The organism is Occultella glacieicola, assembly GCF_004353825.1.
GTDB lineage: Bacteria > Actinomycetota > Actinomycetes > Actinomycetales > Beutenbergiaceae > Occultella > Occultella glacieicola.
Window position 1 is genome coordinate 201,762 of record NZ_SMNA01000002.1, and the last position, 15,859, is coordinate 217,620.

The 15,859-nt window shown below is 70.9% G+C and carries 19 protein-coding genes and 3 tRNA genes; 6 read left to right on the top strand and 16 right to left on the bottom strand.

Going from position 1 to position 15,859, the window contains the following annotated elements:
• Nucleotides 1-30 precede the first annotated feature (30 nt).
• The 9 genes from EXU48_RS03820 to EXU48_RS03860 form a co-directional block, all read right to left on the bottom strand.
• On the bottom strand, nt 31-840 hold the full coding sequence (locus EXU48_RS03820) for an ABC transporter ATP-binding protein (protein ID WP_133106262.1): 810 nt from the start codon (nt 838-840) through the stop codon (nt 31-33).
• Nucleotides 837-1,880 carry a FecCD family ABC transporter permease gene (locus EXU48_RS03825; RefSeq protein ID WP_133106263.1) on the bottom strand — a complete coding sequence of 348 codons (1,044 nt, stop codon included), beginning with the start codon at nt 1,878-1,880 and terminating at the stop codon, nt 837-839. Before EXU48_RS03825 ends, EXU48_RS03820 begins: the two co-directional genes overlap by 4 nt.
• Nucleotides 1,877-2,911, bottom strand: a complete 1,035-nt coding sequence (locus EXU48_RS03830; protein ID WP_133106264.1) for a FecCD family ABC transporter permease — start codon at nt 2,909-2,911, stop codon at nt 1,877-1,879. Before EXU48_RS03830 ends, EXU48_RS03825 begins: the two co-directional genes overlap by 4 nt.
• Complete coding sequence (locus EXU48_RS03835) at nt 2,908-3,861, bottom strand: ABC transporter substrate-binding protein (RefSeq protein WP_133106265.1); 954 nt, start codon at nt 3,859-3,861, stop codon at nt 2,908-2,910. Before EXU48_RS03835 ends, EXU48_RS03830 begins: the two co-directional genes overlap by 4 nt.
• A 121-nt stretch (nt 3,862-3,982) precedes the next feature.
• Nucleotides 3,983-4,861, bottom strand: a complete 879-nt coding sequence (locus EXU48_RS03840) for a CPBP family intramembrane glutamic endopeptidase (RefSeq protein ID WP_133106266.1) — start codon at nt 4,859-4,861, stop codon at nt 3,983-3,985.
• Entirely contained in the window at nt 4,858-5,904 is a 1,047-nt protein-coding gene (locus tag EXU48_RS03845) for a hypothetical protein (RefSeq protein ID WP_133106267.1), read from the bottom strand. The genes EXU48_RS03840 and EXU48_RS03845 overlap by 4 nt, the downstream gene beginning before the upstream one ends.
• A complete protein-coding gene (locus EXU48_RS03850; protein ID WP_133106268.1) occupies nt 5,897-6,523 on the bottom strand; it encodes a TetR/AcrR family transcriptional regulator in 627 nt (208 codons plus the stop codon). The genes EXU48_RS03845 and EXU48_RS03850 overlap by 8 nt, the downstream gene beginning before the upstream one ends.
• Before the next feature lie 102 nt (nt 6,524-6,625).
• A complete protein-coding gene (locus EXU48_RS03855; protein WP_207947619.1) occupies nt 6,626-6,991 on the bottom strand; it encodes a VOC family protein in 366 nt (121 codons plus the stop codon).
• Nucleotides 6,992-7,060: 69 nt separating this feature from the next.
• Nucleotides 7,061-7,609: a DUF1697 domain-containing protein gene (locus EXU48_RS03860; protein ID WP_133106270.1), complete on the bottom strand. Its 549-nt coding sequence runs from the start codon at nt 7,607-7,609 to the stop codon at nt 7,061-7,063.
• A 174-nt stretch (nt 7,610-7,783) separates the two neighbouring features.
• On the opposite strand from EXU48_RS03860, the gene EXU48_RS03865 reads away from it, so the two are divergent.
• Nucleotides 7,784-7,987, top strand: a complete 204-nt coding sequence (locus tag EXU48_RS03865) for a hypothetical protein (protein ID WP_133106271.1) — start codon at nt 7,784-7,786, stop codon at nt 7,985-7,987.
• A 128-nt stretch (nt 7,988-8,115) separates the two neighbouring features.
• Here EXU48_RS03865 and EXU48_RS03870 read toward each other — a convergent pair whose 3' ends face one another.
• Nucleotides 8,116-8,691 (bottom strand): TIGR03086 family metal-binding protein, encoded by a 576-nt coding sequence (locus EXU48_RS03870; protein ID WP_133106272.1) that lies wholly within the window; start codon nt 8,689-8,691, stop codon nt 8,116-8,118.
• 155 nt (nt 8,692-8,846) lie between these two features.
• Here EXU48_RS03870 and orn point away from each other — a divergent pair, with 155 nt between their 5' ends.
• Both orn and EXU48_RS03880 read left to right on the top strand, forming a co-directional pair.
• Nucleotides 8,847-9,500, top strand: coding sequence for an oligoribonuclease (gene orn, locus EXU48_RS03875; protein ID WP_268958143.1), 654 nt, complete (start codon nt 8,847-8,849; stop codon nt 9,498-9,500).
• A gap of 91 nt (nt 9,501-9,591) precedes the next feature.
• Nucleotides 9,592-9,667 (top strand) — tRNA-His (locus EXU48_RS03880).
• A gap of 57 nt (nt 9,668-9,724) precedes the next feature.
• Here the strand turns inward: EXU48_RS03880 and EXU48_RS03885 are convergent.
• Nucleotides 9,725-10,210, bottom strand: a complete 486-nt coding sequence (locus EXU48_RS03885; protein WP_133106273.1) for a DUF1269 domain-containing protein — start codon at nt 10,208-10,210, stop codon at nt 9,725-9,727.
• Nucleotides 10,211-10,357: 147 nt separating this feature from the next.
• A complete protein-coding gene (locus EXU48_RS03890; RefSeq protein ID WP_133106274.1) occupies nt 10,358-11,299 on the bottom strand; it encodes an ATP-grasp domain-containing protein in 942 nt (313 codons plus the stop codon).
• A 71-nt stretch (nt 11,300-11,370) separates the two neighbouring features.
• Between EXU48_RS03890 and pip the strand changes: the two genes are divergently transcribed.
• A complete protein-coding gene (pip, locus tag EXU48_RS03895; RefSeq protein WP_133106275.1) occupies nt 11,371-12,354 on the top strand; it encodes a prolyl aminopeptidase in 984 nt (327 codons plus the stop codon).
• 13 nt (nt 12,355-12,367) lie between these two features.
• Here the strand turns inward: pip and EXU48_RS03900 are convergent, their stop codons facing one another.
• Nucleotides 12,368-12,799 (bottom strand): HNH endonuclease, encoded by a 432-nt coding sequence (locus EXU48_RS03900; protein ID WP_133106276.1) that lies wholly within the window; start codon nt 12,797-12,799, stop codon nt 12,368-12,370.
• A gap of 191 nt (nt 12,800-12,990) precedes the next feature.
• Nucleotides 12,991-13,063: transfer RNA gene (locus EXU48_RS03905), tRNA-Lys, on the bottom strand.
• 98 nt (nt 13,064-13,161) lie between these two features.
• On the opposite strand from EXU48_RS03905, the gene EXU48_RS03910 reads away from it, so the two are divergent.
• Together EXU48_RS03910 and EXU48_RS03915 are read left to right on the top strand one after the other, a co-directional pair.
• Nucleotides 13,162-13,638, top strand: a complete 477-nt coding sequence (locus EXU48_RS03910; RefSeq protein ID WP_133106277.1) for a peroxiredoxin — start codon at nt 13,162-13,164, stop codon at nt 13,636-13,638.
• A gap of 80 nt (nt 13,639-13,718) precedes the next feature.
• Nucleotides 13,719-13,800 (top strand) — tRNA-Leu (locus EXU48_RS03915).
• A 19-nt stretch (nt 13,801-13,819) separates the two neighbouring features.
• On the opposite strand, the gene EXU48_RS03920 is transcribed toward EXU48_RS03915, so the two are convergent.
• Together EXU48_RS03920 and EXU48_RS03925 are read right to left on the bottom strand one after the other, a co-directional pair.
• Nucleotides 13,820-14,506 carry an endonuclease III domain-containing protein gene (locus EXU48_RS03920; RefSeq protein WP_133106278.1) on the bottom strand — a complete coding sequence of 229 codons (687 nt, stop codon included), beginning with the start codon at nt 14,504-14,506 and terminating at the stop codon, nt 13,820-13,822.
• Between the two features lie 73 nt (nt 14,507-14,579).
• The gene (locus tag EXU48_RS03925; protein WP_133106279.1) at nt 14,580-15,827 is read right to left on the bottom strand and encodes an ROK family transcriptional regulator; all 1,248 of its coding nucleotides are present in this window, start codon (nt 15,825-15,827) and stop codon (nt 14,580-14,582) included.
• Nucleotides 15,828-15,859 lie beyond the last annotated feature (32 nt).

Genomic DNA, 15,859 nt, shown 5'->3' on the forward strand with positions numbered 1-15,859 from the left:
GACCGCCGGCCGGGGTGGAACGGCGCGACGTCAGCCGGTGGTGCTGGGTGCGTGCCTGCCGATCGGGATCACCATGGGTGCCCCGGTGCGCGGATCCGGGATCACGTCGCAACGCAGGTCGAAGACGTCCCGGACGGTCGCGGCGGTGACCACCTGCGCGGGCGGTCCCGCGTCGACGATCCGACCGGAGCGCATCGCGACCAGGAGGTCGGCATAGCGCGCGGCGAGGTTCAGCTCGTGGAGCACGAGGACGATCGTCGTGCCACGCTGCCGGTTGAGGTCGACGAGCAGGTCGAGCAGTTCGATCTGGTGATTGAGGTCGAGGAAGGTGGTCGGCTCGTCGAGCAGCAGGATGCCGGTCTGCTGGGCCAGCGCCATCGCGATCCAGACCCGCTGCCGCTGGCCGCCGGAGAGTTCGGCGACGGGCCGGTCGACCAGGTCGGCCGTGGCGGTCGCGTGCAGCGCGGCGTCGACGGCCGCATCGTCGGCGGCACTCCAGCGGCGGAACCAGCCCTGGTGCGGGTGCCGGCCCCGACCGACGAGATCGGCCACGGTGATCCCGTCGGGCGCCACCGGGGCCTGCGGCAGCATCCCGAGCACCCGCGCCACGTCGCCGGGTCGCATCCGGTGCAACGGCTCGCCGTCGAGCAGGACCACCCCGGCCCGCGGCTCGAGGAGCCGCGCGAAGCCACGCAGGAGGGTGGACTTGCCGGATGCATTGGCTCCGATGATCGCCGTGATCCGGCCCGCCGGCAGCACCAGGTCGACCTCGTGCACGACCGGCGTGGTGTCGTAGCCGAGGGTCAGGCCCCTGGCCTCGAGGAGATGATCCGGCCTCACCCGGCGCTCGTTTCCCGCGCGGCGCTGATCAGCACCCACGCGATGTAGGGGGCACCGAAGGCGCCCGTGACGACCCCCGTGGAGATCGGCCACGCCAGCGCGTGCTGCGCCAGCAGATCGGCCACCTGGAGGATGACGGCGCCCATCAGGCCGGACGCGAGGATGCTGCGGCTCGTGGGGCCGAGCGCGATCGCAGCGAGCGGACCGGCGAGCATCGCGACGAAGGCGACGGGGCCGACCGCCGCCGTCGCGACCGAGACCAGCACGGCCGCGACACCGAGCAGAACGAACCGGTCACGCTCCGCGCGGGCGCCGAGCATCCGGGCCGGCTCGTCGCCGAGCTCGAGTGCCCGCAGCATCCGGGCGAGACCGGGCCCGGACACCGCGAGAACGACGAGCAGTACGGCGACGACCCGGAGCAGGCCCGGGGTCGCCATCCCGACCGAGCCGACGAGCCAGCTGAGCGCCGCGCGCGCATCACTGAACTCGGCGCGAGCCACGAGATAGGACGTCACCGACGACGCGAGGGCCCCGACTCCGATGCCGACGAGGATGAACCGGTACTCCGACACGCCGCGGTGCCACGCGAGGAAGTACACGAGGGCCGCCGTCGCGAGGCCGCCCAGGAGCGCGTAGCCGGAGAGCGTGAACCCGGCGACCCCGCCGAGAACGAGGGCGGCTGCGGCGGCCGTGCCCGCGCCGGCGGCAACACCGAGGAAGTCCGGGGACGCGAGCGGATTGCCGAGCACCCGCTGGAACAACGTGCCGGAGACCCCGAGCGCGATCCCGACCAGCGCGGCCGCACCGGCCCGGGTCAGCCGCAGTTCCTGGATGACGAACACCGTGGCGTCCTCGCCGACGCCGAAGGTCGCCAGGACGGCGTCGACGGGTGGCACCACGACGCTACCGACCACCAGCGAGACGACGAAGAGCAGGACCACCACCGCGGACAGCACGACCACAGTCGCGCCGAGGCGACGACGCGAGAGCGCCCGAAACCGACGGGCCGTGGTCCCGACCGGCGCCATGACGGCCGTCATATCGTCACGATCCTGCGGAACCGCACCAGCAGGACGAAGACCGGCGCCCCGAGCACGCCCACCACCACACCCACCGGGACCTCCGCCGTCGGGAGCAGCACCCGGCCCAGGATGTCGGAGCCGAGCAGCAGGACGGGGCCCAGCACCGTCGAGTAGGCGAGGATCCAGCGGTAGTCCGGCCCGGTGATGAGCCGGGCGAGGTGCGGGATCATCAGGCCCACGAACACGATCGGTCCGCAGGCAGCGGTAGCGGCCCCGCACAGCAGCGCCACGATCGCGAAGAGCACACCGCGGGTGCGGTCGATACGCAACCCGAGGGTGCTGGCGAGTTCGTCACCGAGGGAGAGCAGGTTGAGCGCCCGCCCGGTGAACAGGGCCGCAACGATCCCGACCGCGAAGTACGGCGCCAGCTGGACCAGGACCGGGTAGTACCGACCCGCAAGCGCGCCGACCTGCCACATCCGCAACTCGTTCAGGGCGTCCGGGTCCGCGAGCAGGATCGCCGAGGAGAACGATCCGCACAGTGCGGTCGCGGCGGCTCCGGCGAGGGCCAGCTTGACCGGGGTGGCGCCCTCGCGCCCGACGGCCGCGATCGTGTACACGGCCACGGTGGCCAGGGCGGCGCCCGCGAACGCGAACCACACCGCGGCACTGGCCGGCATCGCACCGAAGACGAGCGCTCCCGCCACCACCGCCAGCGCCGCGCCCGCGTTGATGCCCAGCACGCCCGGGTCGGCGAGCGGGTTGCGTGCCAGTCCCTGCAGGATCGTTCCGCCGAGTGCGAGCGCCGCCCCGACCACGAGGGCGATCAGGGTTCGGGGCATCCGCATCTCCCGGATCACCGTCGCGTCCGCTCGGTCGGTCGAGCCGATCAGGGCCTGCCACACGTCCGCCGGCGCGACGTCACGCGAGCCCAGGCCGACGCTGATCAGCACGAGCACGAGCAGGACGAGGGCGGCGGGAAGCAGGCCGAGAGCGCGACCGGAGCGACGGGCGACCGAGGACGGCGGTGCGACCCGGGTCGTGCTCACTCGCCGACGGAGGCGTCCGTGGCCCGGATGACCTCGGCAAGGCGGGTGAGTTCGGCGGCGTAGTCGCCGTAGGTGTGCACCCAGTAGGCGGGCCAGGTGGTGGTCTGTCCTGCGGCGAAGGCGGCGATCTCGGCCGAGATCGGCGCCTCGGCGAGGATCTCCTCGTTACCGGGGTGGTTGCGGTCGTCGAAGAGGATCAGGTCCGGCTGGTACCGGTCGGCGGTCTCCATGCTGAGCGTCTCCCAGTACGGGAAGTCGGGGTCGGGCGTGTCCGGGACGATGACGTCGAGGCCCCAGCGCTGGAAGTCGAGCAGTTCGGGTGCGTAGGCGGGTACCGCGATCGCATAGTTGGTGTCCCAGGGGCTGATCGCGAGTGCGCTGACGCCCGGGTTCTCCTCGTTGGCGGCCTCGAAGTCGGTGACGGCCGCCTCGAACGTGGTGCGCGACTGCGCGATGGCCTCGGGATCCGCGCCTAGTGAGGCAGCGAGGTCGGCGTAGCCCTCGATCAGAGAGACGATCGAGTCACCCTGGCTCGCGCCGACGACTGGGGCGAGGTCGGCGAGCCTGCGACTGGTGTCCTCGACGCCGGCCTCGAAACCGCTGTAGGCCTCCTCGACCGGCCACCAGTCGCCGACGATCAGGTCCGGGGCGAGTTCGGCGGCCGCCGCGACGTCGATCTTGCCCCACTCCTGCCCGATTACCTCGATGCCGGTGAAGTCCGCACCCTGCAGGCCCACGTCCTCGGCGATCGGGGAGCTCGCCCAGATCGCGACCGGCGTGATCCCGAACTCCATGAGCACCTTCGCGGCATACGCTTCGGCGATGATGCGCTCCGGCACCTCGTCCGCAGTGTAGGTCTGGCCGTCACCGGAGACATAGGACCATTCGGGTTCGGCGGACGGGCCGTCGGGCTCGGCCTCGGACGGCCCGGCACAACCGGCGACAGTCACGGCGAGAACGGCGGAGATGAGCGTTGCGGCGACGCGGGCACGACCAGGCACGGAGGACTCCAGAGTTAGGTAAGGTTTATCTAACTCGACGTAGAGTAGCGGCTGCGCGCGGTCCCGAGGATCACCGGGCCGAGACGTCCGCGGACGCTCGCCTGCGCCGGAAGAGTCCGGGTCGCGTGGTCGCCAGCGCCGCGACGAGTGTGATGCCGACGGCGAAGGGCACGATCCCGAGCGCGAGCACGGTCATGGCCGGGCTGCCACCGAACTCGACGACGTCGTGGGTGAGCAGCAGTTGCGAGACGGTCTGGAATGCGGCGTGGAAGCCGACCGAGGTCCACACCGACCCGGTCACCAGCCGCAGGTAGCCCAGACCGATCCCCATCCCGACGAACAAGGAGAGGTCGGCGACACCGGTGAATCCGCGCAGCACGACCGCGAACGCGGCGAACAGCGTGGCCTGGACCAGGATGATCCACCAGCCCCGGAGTCGCTCCTCGAGCACGCTCGTCACGTAGCCGCGGAAGACCAGTTCCTCCGGTATCGCCTCGCTGAAGAGCACGGCGGCGGCGGTGAGCCCGATGACCGTGGCGACCTCGCCGGGCGATCCGCGCAGCGCCAGCGTCGTTCCGGTCAGCGCCAGGATGGCGAGCACCACCGCGGCCGGCAGGAGCCAGGCGAGCACACCGGTGGTGAACGCTCGCCAGCCGTCGCGCGGCCCGGTGATCCCGAGATCGGAGAGGGGGCGTCGGTCCACCCGGCGTGCGAGGATGGCGACGAGCGCGAACATCGCGGCGGACAGGGCGATCCCGCCGAGGGTACGCACGGCGAGCGTGCGCACCTCGGTCGGCTCGCCGTCGGCCGCGGTCGCCACGAGCAGCAGGAGGCCGCCGGCCAGCAGTCCGACGGCGATCGCGAGCCGGGCGAGGAAGCTCACCGGGCCGGCGACCCCGGCCGGGGAGGCCTTCGTGTTCGTGTTGGTGTTCGTCCGGTCGGTGCTCATGCTGGACTCACTTCGTCGGTGCGCGTGTTCGCGTGATGGCCGCTGCCCCCGTACCGGCGGGCGATGGTGGCGAACGCCGCCTTCGGTTGCCAGGAGTCCCCGATCGGTGCGACCACGCCGTAACTCGCGGCGTCGAGGTCTCGGCCGGGCTCGTCGGAGCGGGGCAGCGCGGGCTCGCTGAAACCCCACACGAAGGTTCCGTCCACGCCGGCGGCAGAGAAGATCTCGAACAGTTCGTCGAGGTAGTCGGCCTGGACCCGCTCGTCCCGCACGAGCGAGGTGGGCACCCGCATCCCACCCTCACCCGGGAGCAGCACGTTCGCCGCATCCGATGCCCGCTCGGCTGCGCCGACGTAGGCGCAGGTCCCGAACTCGAACACGTACACGGGCCGCCCGGCCCGGCGGTGGGTCCGGACGGCGTGGCGCATGTCTCCGGGGAACCGCCAGGCGTTCGAGGAGTCCCGGTACGCGTCGAGCCCGACCACGTCGAACCTCGACCAGTCCGGGCGCTCCCAGTCACCGGCACCGTAACTGATCGGCCCGGCGAACCGGTCCCGGGCGACGGTCACGAGCCGGGCGAGGAATCGGCGAAGTCGCCAGTTGATCAGGGGTAGGGCGAGGGAGAGGAACGGGAGCATCAGTCCGCGTCGGACGAAGGTCGAGCCTGGCACGAAACCGGTGGCGGACAGGCTCAGTTCGCAGCCGAGGTTCAGGCTCACGTCGCCGTGCGCGGTCCGCAGCACCTCGGCGCGCTCGGCCACTGCCGCCAGGTTCTGCGCGACCACGTCCGGGGCGACATCGAAGACCCGCGGCTGGATCCAGACGCTGAGACCCTCCTCGCGCGCAATCGTGGCAGTTCCGAGGAGCCGGTCGATGTCGGTGGCCATCACGAGCACGGTGTCGCAGCCGAGCCCGTCCCGGATGGCCCGCATGTCCCGGCGAACCCGCTCGGTTCGCCAATGCGGGTTGGACTCGAAGTCGCGCTCGTACAGCACACCGGCGTCGTAGCCGATGCCCTGCACTCCGAACGCCCGCTCACCCATCCGGCCGGTATCCCAGCCCCGCGAGCAACATCGGGACCAGGTGGTCGCCGTAGGTGTCGAGGTCGGTGCGCGCATCCATCTGGGAGCGGGTGAGCCCGCCGTCGAGCGCGTGGATCAGGGTGGTCCTGGCGACGGTCAGGTCGACGTCGCAGAACTGCCCGGAGGCGATGCCGTCGGAGATGATCCCCTCGAGCAGCGCCGTCTCGGGCTCGCTCTCGGCGAGGTAGAGGGGGGTGCCGTCGGCGTCGCGGTGGGAGATCGCGATCTCGACGGCGGCGATCGTCTCCTCACGGTGGTCCCGGACGAACGCCAGGTACGCGCGCAGGTACGCGGCGAGGCGGGCTGCGGGGTCGGCGCCGGTGCGTGCGGCCGCGCCGGTCGCCGCGTCCATCCGCGCGAAGACGTCGTTCACCACGAAGAGGAGCAGGTTCTCCTTGCTCGCGAAGTGATAGCTGATGATGCTCTTCGCGATGCCGGCGCGGGACGCGATCTGCGCGAGCGAGGCGCGGTGGTACCCGACCTCGTTCACGGTCTCGATCGCGGCGGTCATGATCTGTGCGCGCCGCGCCGCCTCGATGAAGCTCGCAGATTGACCGATCGTGCGATTTTCTGCCCGCATGGTCTAAATCTAGAACGATCGGTCAGGTTTCGACAACCCTCGACCGCGCGTCCAGTGGACGCGTGACCCGCTCGCCGCACGGTGGCCCGGCGGCGGCCGGGGTCACCAGTTCGCGGCGCTGGTGAGGCAGAACGGGTGGCCGGCCGGGTCCAGCAGTACCCGCCAGGTCTCCCCCGGCTGCTCGGCCGGCACGGTGGCGCCGAGTTCCACGCATCGCGCCTCGGTCTCGCCGATGTCCTCGCAGGCGAGGTCGAAGTGGAACTGCTTGCTGCCGTTCGGGTTCGGCCAGGCCGGCGGCACGTAGCCCTCCACGCGCCCGAGCCCGATCATGGCGCCGGGTCCGGCGATCATGGCGTACTCGTCCTCGACGACCAGGGCCTCGGACTCGAGGAGGTCGGACCAGAAGGTCGCGAGCTGGCGCACGTCGGCGCAGTCGAGGGTGATCATCTTCAGCGTGGGTGCGGGCATGCACACCATCGTGTCGCACCCGGGGGCGGGCCGATAGAAGAAATCCGACACGGCCGGACGGCGGGCCGGTCAGATCAACTTGCGCAGCGTCCGGAGGTTGCGTGTGGTCAGGATCGAGCGGTACCGCGCCCGGGACGTCAGCTTCGCGAACGCCGTGTCCGTGCTGGAGCCCTTGGGCGCCTCCCAGTACACGACCCCGTCCCCCGGCCGCACCTGCTCCACGGCGGGATCGACGCCGTCGGCCAGGCCGCCCACCTCGGCGAGCGCGGGCGCGTCGGCGCAGAACATCACGTAGGGATGGTGGGTCTCCTCGTCGGTGTCGAACGGGTAGTCCGCGACGATCGCGGCGATCCGCTCGACGGTGAGGACCTGGACCCAGGCCTCGTACCCGAACGCGGTCCGCAGTGCCGCCTCGATGACCGGTCGCAGCTGCGCCGCGGAGCGGTCGGACGTGACCAGGGCGTTGCCGCTCGCGAGCACGGTGCGCACCTCGGTGAGACCGGCCTCCTCGAGGACCTTCCGGAGGTCGGCCATCGTGATGTTGATGCCGCCGACGTTCACCCCACGGAGCAGTACGACGTATCGGGCGGGGTGCGACTCGGTCGGCTTCGCTGGCATACGAGGACCCTACGGCCGCTCGGCTCGGGCCCGGAAGCCCGCGCGGGCACCGCGGCCGGATCGTTCAGGAATAAAGCAGTGACCGCCCCCCGGTCCGGGTGGTTACCTATCGGGGTCGCTCCATCGGGCGACATCCACCACCACCACCCACAGTGAGGTTTCACCATGCACCCGTTGACCGTCTACGACGCCCACCACCTCGAGCAGGCACAGCTGCGCAACGAGGTCGAACATCGCCGGAAACTCAGGCAGCACCTGTTCGATCGCATCACGCGAAGCAACCAGATCACCGCTCGGGGCGGCCGGAGGACCGGCCGTCCTTCTTCTTTGTCCGGCTCGAACGAGCCCGCCTCCCGCGACTTCATCAAGGCCAGCTGACCGCCGGCCGAGACGGGCGCGTGGTGGTGGTCGCCTCGCCCGATCGAAGGGGACGGACCGGTCCCCGACCGACCAGAGGACCCGGTGGCACTCGGTGCCACTGGGTCCTCTTCGATTCCCCTGGCGCCTCAGCCCGCGCGGCGCTCCGGTGCACGCCAGGCCGGATCCCGACCGATGAATCCGAGCATCCGGTCCTGCACGCTGGCGTCGTCCGGCACCGGGACGCGCGGACCGAACTGTCCGCTCGCGCGCATGACCTCCTCCATCGGCTCGCCGGCGGCCAGCCCGGCGGCGCACCGCTGCGGGTCCAGCCGGTCATCCTGACCCGTCGCCCGCGCCAGGTCCCAGGTATGCATGAACACATCGCCGGTGTAGAGCCGGTCGATGACGTCCGCCGCCTCCATCTCACCGAAGTTCGGGTTGCGCACCACCGCTCGGCTCCGCACCGGGTCATCGAGCAGGGACTGGACGCCGTCGGAGTGGGCCCGCCAGGCCGCGACCGGGTCGTCCGCCACCGGGGGCACCTGGGCGACCTCGAAGCCCAGCACCTGCGGAAGCCACTCGATCAGGTGGGCGACCACGTCCCGGGCCGTCCACTCCGGAACCGGCGACTGATCGGCCCATCGATCCGGATCGGCACCCTCCACCCGCGCCGTGAACCCTGCGGCGACCTCCCGGTACTCCGTTGCCGGATCCGCACTCATCTCGTTGCCCCACTTCCCTCGTCGTTCTCGGCACTTTAATCAACCGTTCGGTTGACTACATTGAAGCGCCGGCCGACTTCGTTGTCAACCCTTTGATTGACTACGTTCGCGCGGGTGTCGGCTGCCCTGTCGGGCGCTCGGACTACGCTGGCCCGGTGAGCACCACCGCAAAGACCGCCGGCTCCGACGCGATCGTCTGGATCGACTGCGAGATGACCGGCCTTGACCTGTCCAAGGACGCGCTCGTCGAGATCGCCGTCATCGTGACCGACTCCGAGCTGCACGCGCTCGACCCCGGCCTCGACCTCGTGATCAAGCCGCCGACCGAGTCCCTGGTGGACATGAACGAGGTGGTGGTCGAGATGCACACCTCGTCCGGCCTGCTCGACGAGCTCGACACCGGCATCACGCTCGCCGAGGCCGAGGAGCGGGTGCTCGCCTACATCCGACGGTTCGTTCCGGACACGGCCAGAGCGCCGCTCGCCGGCAACTCGGTGGGCACCGACCGCGGCTTCCTCGAACGGGACATGCCGGCGCTCACCGAGTTCCTGCACTACCGGATCATCGATGTCTCCTCGATCAAGGAGCTGGCCCGCCGCTGGTACCCGCGCGCCTACTTCAACGCGCCGAAGAAGGCCGGCGGCCACCGGGCCCTCGCGGACATCGCCGAGAGCATCGACGAGCTGCGCTACTACCGGGCCGTCCTGTTCCCGGACGGCTCCGGGCCGGACTCGGCGACCAGCAGGAAGGTGGCCGCGATGATCGCGTCGGCACCGACGGTCGCGGCGGCGCCGACCTCCGCGACCTGACCTCCGCCGTCGGGCATCCGGCGGTGGCGCAACCACCCCCGGAACTTCGCTATGATTGGCAATCGCGACCGCGCGTGCGCGGTGCGACATGGTGGGTATAGCTCAGTCGGTAGAGCGCCTGGTTGTGGTCCAGGAGGCCGCGGGTTCAAGCCCCGTTACTCACCCCAGACGAACGAATGAGTCGGCCCACCCGGTCCAGGGTGGGCCGACTTCGTCGTCGGGACTCAGGCGTCGAACGCCTGGCGGAGCTCCGCGGCCTCGGCGGCGACCAGGTTCGTCGCGATCAGCGTGGCCTCGTGACCGCGGAAGCGTTCCGCCATCCGGTCGAGGTCGCGGTCGCTGGTGACCACGAACAGCGCCGAGTTGCCCGGTCCGACCTCCTTGCCGATCCGCTCGAGCTGTTCGCGGGTGATGCCCACGTTGTTCATGCGCTTGTTCAACAGCGAGATGGCCGCGCCGGCGGCGGCTCCGATGAGCGGGAGGAAGAACAGCGCCCCGAACAGGACACCCCAGAACGCACCCCACCCCGCGGCGCGCGCGTCGTCACGGTGTTCGTACTTGACGTCGGGACGATCGGCATCGGCGGGCCAGGTGAGGACGGCGTGGTCCTCCACCTTGACGAGGCCCTCGCTGCGGACCTGCTTGAGGGTGTCCGCGGCCCGATCGGCGCCGTCGATCGAATCGAACTTCCATGCGGTGAAGGTGGTCACGCGTCTGTGTCCTCTCGGGGTCGCACTGAAGTGACCAGTATCACGGTCGCACCCCGACGCCGCTAGGGCATCGGCGGCGGACCACCCGAATCGGATGAGCCCGCCGTCCGGGGGTCGGCCGGCGCCGCACCGGCGGCGAGTGGGTCCTCAGGCCAGGTCGATGTTGTTGCTGTCCGGCCCCATCCGCAGCTCGGCGACGAGGGAGTCGGCGAACCGGTCCAGCGCGCCACGACCGAGGGAGACGAAGAGCGACGGCTCGATCAACTCGAGCTCCATCAGGACGGGCTTGCCGTGGGTGGGCACCAGGTCCACCCGCGCGTAGGCGAGGGGGCGGCTGGAGATCGACCGGCCGGGGATCCGGGCCCGGGCGAACGCGAGGGTCTGCTGCCCGGCCGCGATCTCCTCCGGGGTCGCGTGGTAGGGCTCCATGACCTCCGCGCGGGGACGCTCGGCCTCGACGTCCTCGGTGGTGAGCATGGCGGCCTTGCGGGTGGCGTGCGAGTAGGTCCCGTGGAAGAACACGAGGGCGATCTCGCCGTGCGAGTCCACCTCGGGCAGGTACCGCTGGACCATGACCGAGCGGCCCTCGTCGAGCAGGCGCTTGGCGTGCTCGATGGCGTACCTGCGGGAGTCGGCGTCCGTGGCGGTGTACCGGCCGGCGTCGAGGGTGCCGGAACTGATCGCCGGCTTGATGACGAAGTCCTCCCGGGCCGGGAACCTGTTGTGCAGGGCACGCTTGTCGAACTGCCGCTCCGGCTCGAGCCAGGTGGTCTGCACCACGGGCAGGCCGTGGTCCTCGAGGGCCTGCAGGTAGTGCTTGTCGGAGTTCCAGCGCACCACGTTCGGCGGATTCACCAGGCGAGGCACGGACCCGGCCCAGGCCACGAACTCCTGACGACGGGTGGAGAAGTCCCAGGCGGACCGGATCACGGTCAGGTCGTACCGCGACCAGTCCACCGCCGGGTCGTCCCAGACCACGGCTTCGGCCGTGACGCCACGCTCGGCGAGCGCGGGGATGAGCGGGGCGTCCTCGTCGTCGAGGTCGGGCAGATCGGCGCAGGTGACGAGTGCGAGTCGTGGAGTGGACACACCCGAACCGTACTAAGAAGATCCCGGGGGCGTTGCTCCGAGCACCGTCGGCGCGCACGTACGGTGGGGCGATGACGACCTCCGACGACTCGCCGCTCTACCCGGCCATCGACCCGTACGAGAGCGGCATGCTCGCCGTCGGCGACGGTCACGAGCTCTACTGGGAGGTCTCCGGCAACCCGGACGGGGCGCCGGTGGTGTTCCTGCACGGCGGGCCGGGCGGCGCCACGAACGCCGATCAGCGGCGGTTCTTCGACCCGGCGGTCTACCGGATCGTGCTGTTCGACCAGCGTGGCTGCGGGCGGTCCACACCGCACGCCTCCGCGCCGGGCGCGGACCTGAGTGCGAACACCACCTGGCACCTGGTCGCGGACATCGAGGCACTGCGCGACCACCTGGGTGTGGCGTCCTGGCACGTGTTCGGCGGGTCCTGGGGCTCGGCCCTGGCGCTCGCCTACGCACAGCAGTACGCCGAACGCGTGCGCTCGCTCGTGCTGCGCGGGATCTTCACGCTCCGCAAGGCGGAACTGGACTGGTTCTACGAGGGCGGCGCGAGTGCCATCTTCCCGGACTGGTTCGAGCGGTACATCGCGCCGGTGCCGCCGGCCGAGCGCGGCGACTGCATCGGCGCGTTCCACCGGCTCCTGCATCACCCGGACCCGGCCGTGCACGGCCCGGCCGCGGTCGCGTGGTCGACCTGGGAGGCGGCCACGACGTCCCTGCTGATCGACGCCGAGTCGATCGAGAAGTTCTCCCAGCCCGAGTTCGCGCTGGCGTTCGCACGGATCGAGAACCACTACTTCGTGCACAAGGGCTGGTTCACCGAGGGCCAGCTCATCGAGGGGGCCACCGCGTTGGCGGACATCCCGGGCGTGATCGTGCAGGGTCGCTACGACGCGTGCACCCCGGCCACGACCGCCTGGGATCTGCACCGGGCCTGGCCGGAGGCCGAGTTCGTGATGGTCCCGGACGCCGGCCACGCCTCCCTCGAGCCCGGGATCGCGCGGGCGCTGGTCGCCGCGACGGACGCGATGGCGCGCCTGCCGCAGCCCTGACCCCCTGCCGCGCTCAGATCCAGTCGGGCTCGTAGGGCAGGAACTGCAGCCTCATGTCGCAGTCGCGCAGCGACAGGTCCGCCTTGGCCTGGTTGCACGGGCGGCACGCGGCCACCAGGTTCAGCCACGAGGACTGCCCGCCGCGGGCGCGTGGCACCACGTGATCCACCGTGGTGGCCGAGCGTCCGCAGTAGGCGCAGGTGTACCGGTCGCGACGCAGCACGCCCGCCTTGGAGAACACCGGCCGGCGACCGTCCAGCTGGTTCACGAGCGAGATGGCGCGGGTGAGCCGGAGCACGCGAGGCACCACATAGGGCCCGAACGTCGAGCCGTCCTCGACCTCGACGATCTCCACGACGTTGCGGCGCAGCAGCGCGATCGCCTTGCGCAGGGGGACGATGTGCAGGACCTGGTCATCGGGCGGGTTCAGCACGGCGATCGCCATATGCACCACTCTCCTCGTCCGGTCCCGATGACGTTCCTACGCCACGCCGGGTGGGCGATCAAGGGGTTTTGCGTGAACGGCGGCCGCCGGTACGGTGCCGACACCGCCGCGACCGGAACGCCCCAGCCGCGCCCCGACGGCACGAGAAAGGGCCCCTGACCGCATTTGCGCTGGTCAGAGGCCCTTCGGTGTACACCCCCTGGGACTCGAACCCAGAACCCAGTGATTAAGAGTCACTTGCTCTGCCAATTGAGCTAGAGGTGCTAGCGGGAGACGATATTACCAGCCCGTGAGCGTCCGACGCGAACCGGTCGGCGGGCGCCTAACCTGTCCGTGACGGCATCCGACACGGAGGTTCAGACATGGCTCGACTCACCGCCGGCGACCCGGCACCCGACTTCACCCTGCCCACCTCCGACGGTGGCTCGCTCACGCTGAGCGCCGTGCTGCCGACCGCCGAAAACGGCGTGATCGTCTACTTCTACCCCGCTGCGGGCACGCCCGGCTGCACGAAGGAGGCGTGCGACTTCCGGGACTCGTTGGCCTCCCTCCAGGGCGCCGGATACGCCGTCGTGGGTGTCTCGCCGGACCCCGTGGGCAAGCTCAAGGCCTTCGTCGAGGCCGAGTCGCTGACGTTCCCGCTCGTCAGTGACGTTGAACACACGACTCTCGAGGCGTACGGCGCCTGGGGCGAGAAGAAGAACTACGGACGTACCTACACCGGGGTCATCCGCTCCACCGTGGTGGTTGCCCCTGACGGGACCGTGGCACTGGCCCAGTACAACGTGAAGGCCACCGGTCACGTCGCCAAGCTGCGTCGCGACCTCACGATCGACTGATCACCCGGCCGGGCGCCGCGCGGAACCGGCCCCACCGGTGCCGGTTCCGCGCGTTGGAGCGCCTAGGCTTGGGGACGCGGGCGCGAGTGGCGTAATTGGCAGCCGCGCAGGATTTAGGTTCCTGTGCCTTCGGGCGTGTGGGTTCGAGTCCCATCTCGCGCACACCGGTGGTTCCCCGTCCTCAGGAGGGCGGGGCTGCCACCGCCTTCCTTGGCTTCGTGCGCGCCTTGAGTTCGGCGGCCTGCTGGGCCTTCGTGGCCGCGAACGAGCAGATCGGGCAGGTCGCGAAGACGTGCCGCTGCGCGGGGCAGTACTCACGACCGAAGTAGATGATCTGGAGGTGCCGCCGGTTCCAGGTGTCCTTCGGGAACGCCTTCTTCAGGTCCACCTCCACCTTCTCGACCGTGGTGCCGCGGGACAGTCCCCAGCGCCGGGCGAGCCGGAAGATGTGGGTGTCGATCGGGAACGCGGGCACGCCGAACGCCTGCGCCATCACGACGCTCGCGGTCTTGTGGCCGACCCCGGCGAGGCCCTCGAGGAAGTCCCAGTCGGGCACAAGTTCGCCACCGGCATCCACGATCTGCCCGGCCGCGGTCCACACGTTGCGCGCCTTCGTCGGCGCGAGCCCGACCTCCCGGATCAGTTCGAGGATCCGCTCGGGTCCCAGGGCGTACATCTCGGCGGGCGTGGAGGCTTCGCCGAACAGCCCCGGGGTGATCTCGTTGACCTTCTTGTCCGTGGTCTGGGCCGACAGCGCCACGGCCACCAGGAGTGTGTACGGATTGACGTGGTCCAGCGGGATCGGCGGCTCCGGGTAGAGCCCATCGAGGATCTCGCCGATCCGTGCCACTTTCTCGTCGCGTCGCATGCGCTCACGCTAGCCGCAGACACCGACAGCCACCGATATCGCGTGCCCGGCCCTTCGGACCGGGCCGGCCGCGTCACCGCTCGAGCGGAGCCGGCGAGGCGATGACCGGCTCGGCCGGCATCCGGACGGCCGACGGCCTGGGCACGAGTTCGCTCTGCAGCACCAGCGCGGCCGCCCCGATCGCGGCCGCCTCGTGCGCGGTCGAGGAGATTCGCACGCGCAGCCCGTGGCTGCCACGCGCGAAGAATGCCCGCTCGAGATGCTCCTCGATCACCGGGAGGTAGAGGGAACCCGCGACGGCGAAGGCCGGCCCGGTGAGCACGATGTGGTCGAGGTCCATCACCGTGGCCAGGGTCTGGGCCGCCACCGCCAGGTACCGGGCCGAGAACGTCAGGAGCGAGGACGCCACCGCATCGCCGCGCAACGCCGCCCGCGCGAGGGTGCCGAAGTCCTCGGTCGCCGGCCGGCCGGCCGGACCCAGGTCGACGCCGCGGGCCCGTGCGGCCGCGACGACCGCGGCGGGTCCGGCGACCGCCTCGACGCACCCGCGGGAACCGCACCAGCAGTCCGGCCCGGTGAGGTCGACGCACACGTGGCCGATCTCGCCGGCGTTGGAACTGGACCCGCGGTAGACGGAGCCGTCGACGAGCACGCCGGCGCCGACGCCGGCGGCCATGTAGAGGGCACCGAACGAGGAGGTCGACTCGATCCCGCCCGACCAGTACTCGCCCACGGCGGCGGCGGTGGCGTCGTTGTCCAACAGGACCGGCATCCCGAGCGCCGACTCGAGTGCATCCGCGAGCGCGAACCCGGCCAGCCGTGCCGGCTCGGGGGTCCTGGTCCAGGTGGAGGCGGCGTAGGACAGCGGTCCGGGGCCGACCACACCCACGCCGAGGACCCGGTCCCGCTCCACGTCGACCCGGTGCATCAGGTCCTCGACCTCACGCGCGACCCGTCCGACGATCTCCTCGGCCGTGTCACTGCCGGTGCCGGCGGTGCGCCACCTCGTCACCACACCGCCGCCGAGGTTGGCGATCACGTACGTGATGCCGGCCGTGTCCAGGTGCACCCCGACCGCGAACCGGGCCAGTGGCTGCAGCCGCAGCAGGGTGCGCGGCTTCCCGCCGGTCGACTCGGCGCGTCCGACCTCCACGATCAGGCCCTCGTCGATCAGTCGGCGCACCACGGTCGACACGGTCGCGCCGGTCAGTCCGGTGGCCCGGGTCAGTTCCACCCGGCTGATCGTGCCCGCGGCCCGCACGACGTCCAGGATCGCCGATCGGCTGCGCGTCTGCTGCGCACCGCCACCGTCCGTGCCCATCGTGGGGCTCCTCTCTCTCCTTCCCCCCAGTC

Bases quoted from the DNA above. Each gene is read 5' to 3' on its own strand.
- EXU48_RS03870 (WP_133106272.1), bottom strand. From the start codon at position 8,691: ATGAGTGCGGATCCGGCAACGGAGTACCGGGAGGTCGCCGCAGGGTTC.
- EXU48_RS03850 (WP_133106268.1), bottom strand. From the start codon at position 6,523: ATGCGGGCAGAAAATCGCACGATCGGTCAATCTGCGAGCTTCATCGAG.
- EXU48_RS03825 (WP_133106263.1), bottom strand. From the start codon at position 1,880: ATGACGGCCGTCATGGCGCCGGTCGGGACCACGGCCCGTCGGTTTCGG.
- EXU48_RS03840 (WP_133106266.1), bottom strand. From the start codon at position 4,861: ATGAGCACCGACCGGACGAACACCAACACGAACACGAAGGCCTCCCCG.
- EXU48_RS03855 (WP_207947619.1), bottom strand. From the start codon at position 6,991: ATGCCCGCACCCACGCTGAAGATGATCACCCTCGACTGCGCCGACGTG.
- EXU48_RS03900 (WP_133106276.1), bottom strand. From the start codon at position 12,799: ATGGCGATCGCCGTGCTGAACCCGCCCGATGACCAGGTCCTGCACATC.
- EXU48_RS03925 (WP_133106279.1), bottom strand. From the start codon at position 15,827: ATGGGCACGGACGGTGGCGGTGCGCAGCAGACGCGCAGCCGATCGGCG.
- EXU48_RS03910 (WP_133106277.1), top strand. From the start codon at position 13,162: ATGGCTCGACTCACCGCCGGCGACCCGGCACCCGACTTCACCCTGCCC.
- pip (WP_133106275.1), top strand. From the start codon at position 11,371: ATGACGACCTCCGACGACTCGCCGCTCTACCCGGCCATCGACCCGTAC.
- EXU48_RS03860 (WP_133106270.1), bottom strand. From the start codon at position 7,609: ATGCCAGCGAAGCCGACCGAGTCGCACCCCGCCCGATACGTCGTACTG.
- EXU48_RS03920 (WP_133106278.1), bottom strand. From the start codon at position 14,506: ATGCGACGCGACGAGAAAGTGGCACGGATCGGCGAGATCCTCGATGGG.
- EXU48_RS03845 (WP_133106267.1), bottom strand. From the start codon at position 5,904: ATGGGTGAGCGGGCGTTCGGAGTGCAGGGCATCGGCTACGACGCCGGT.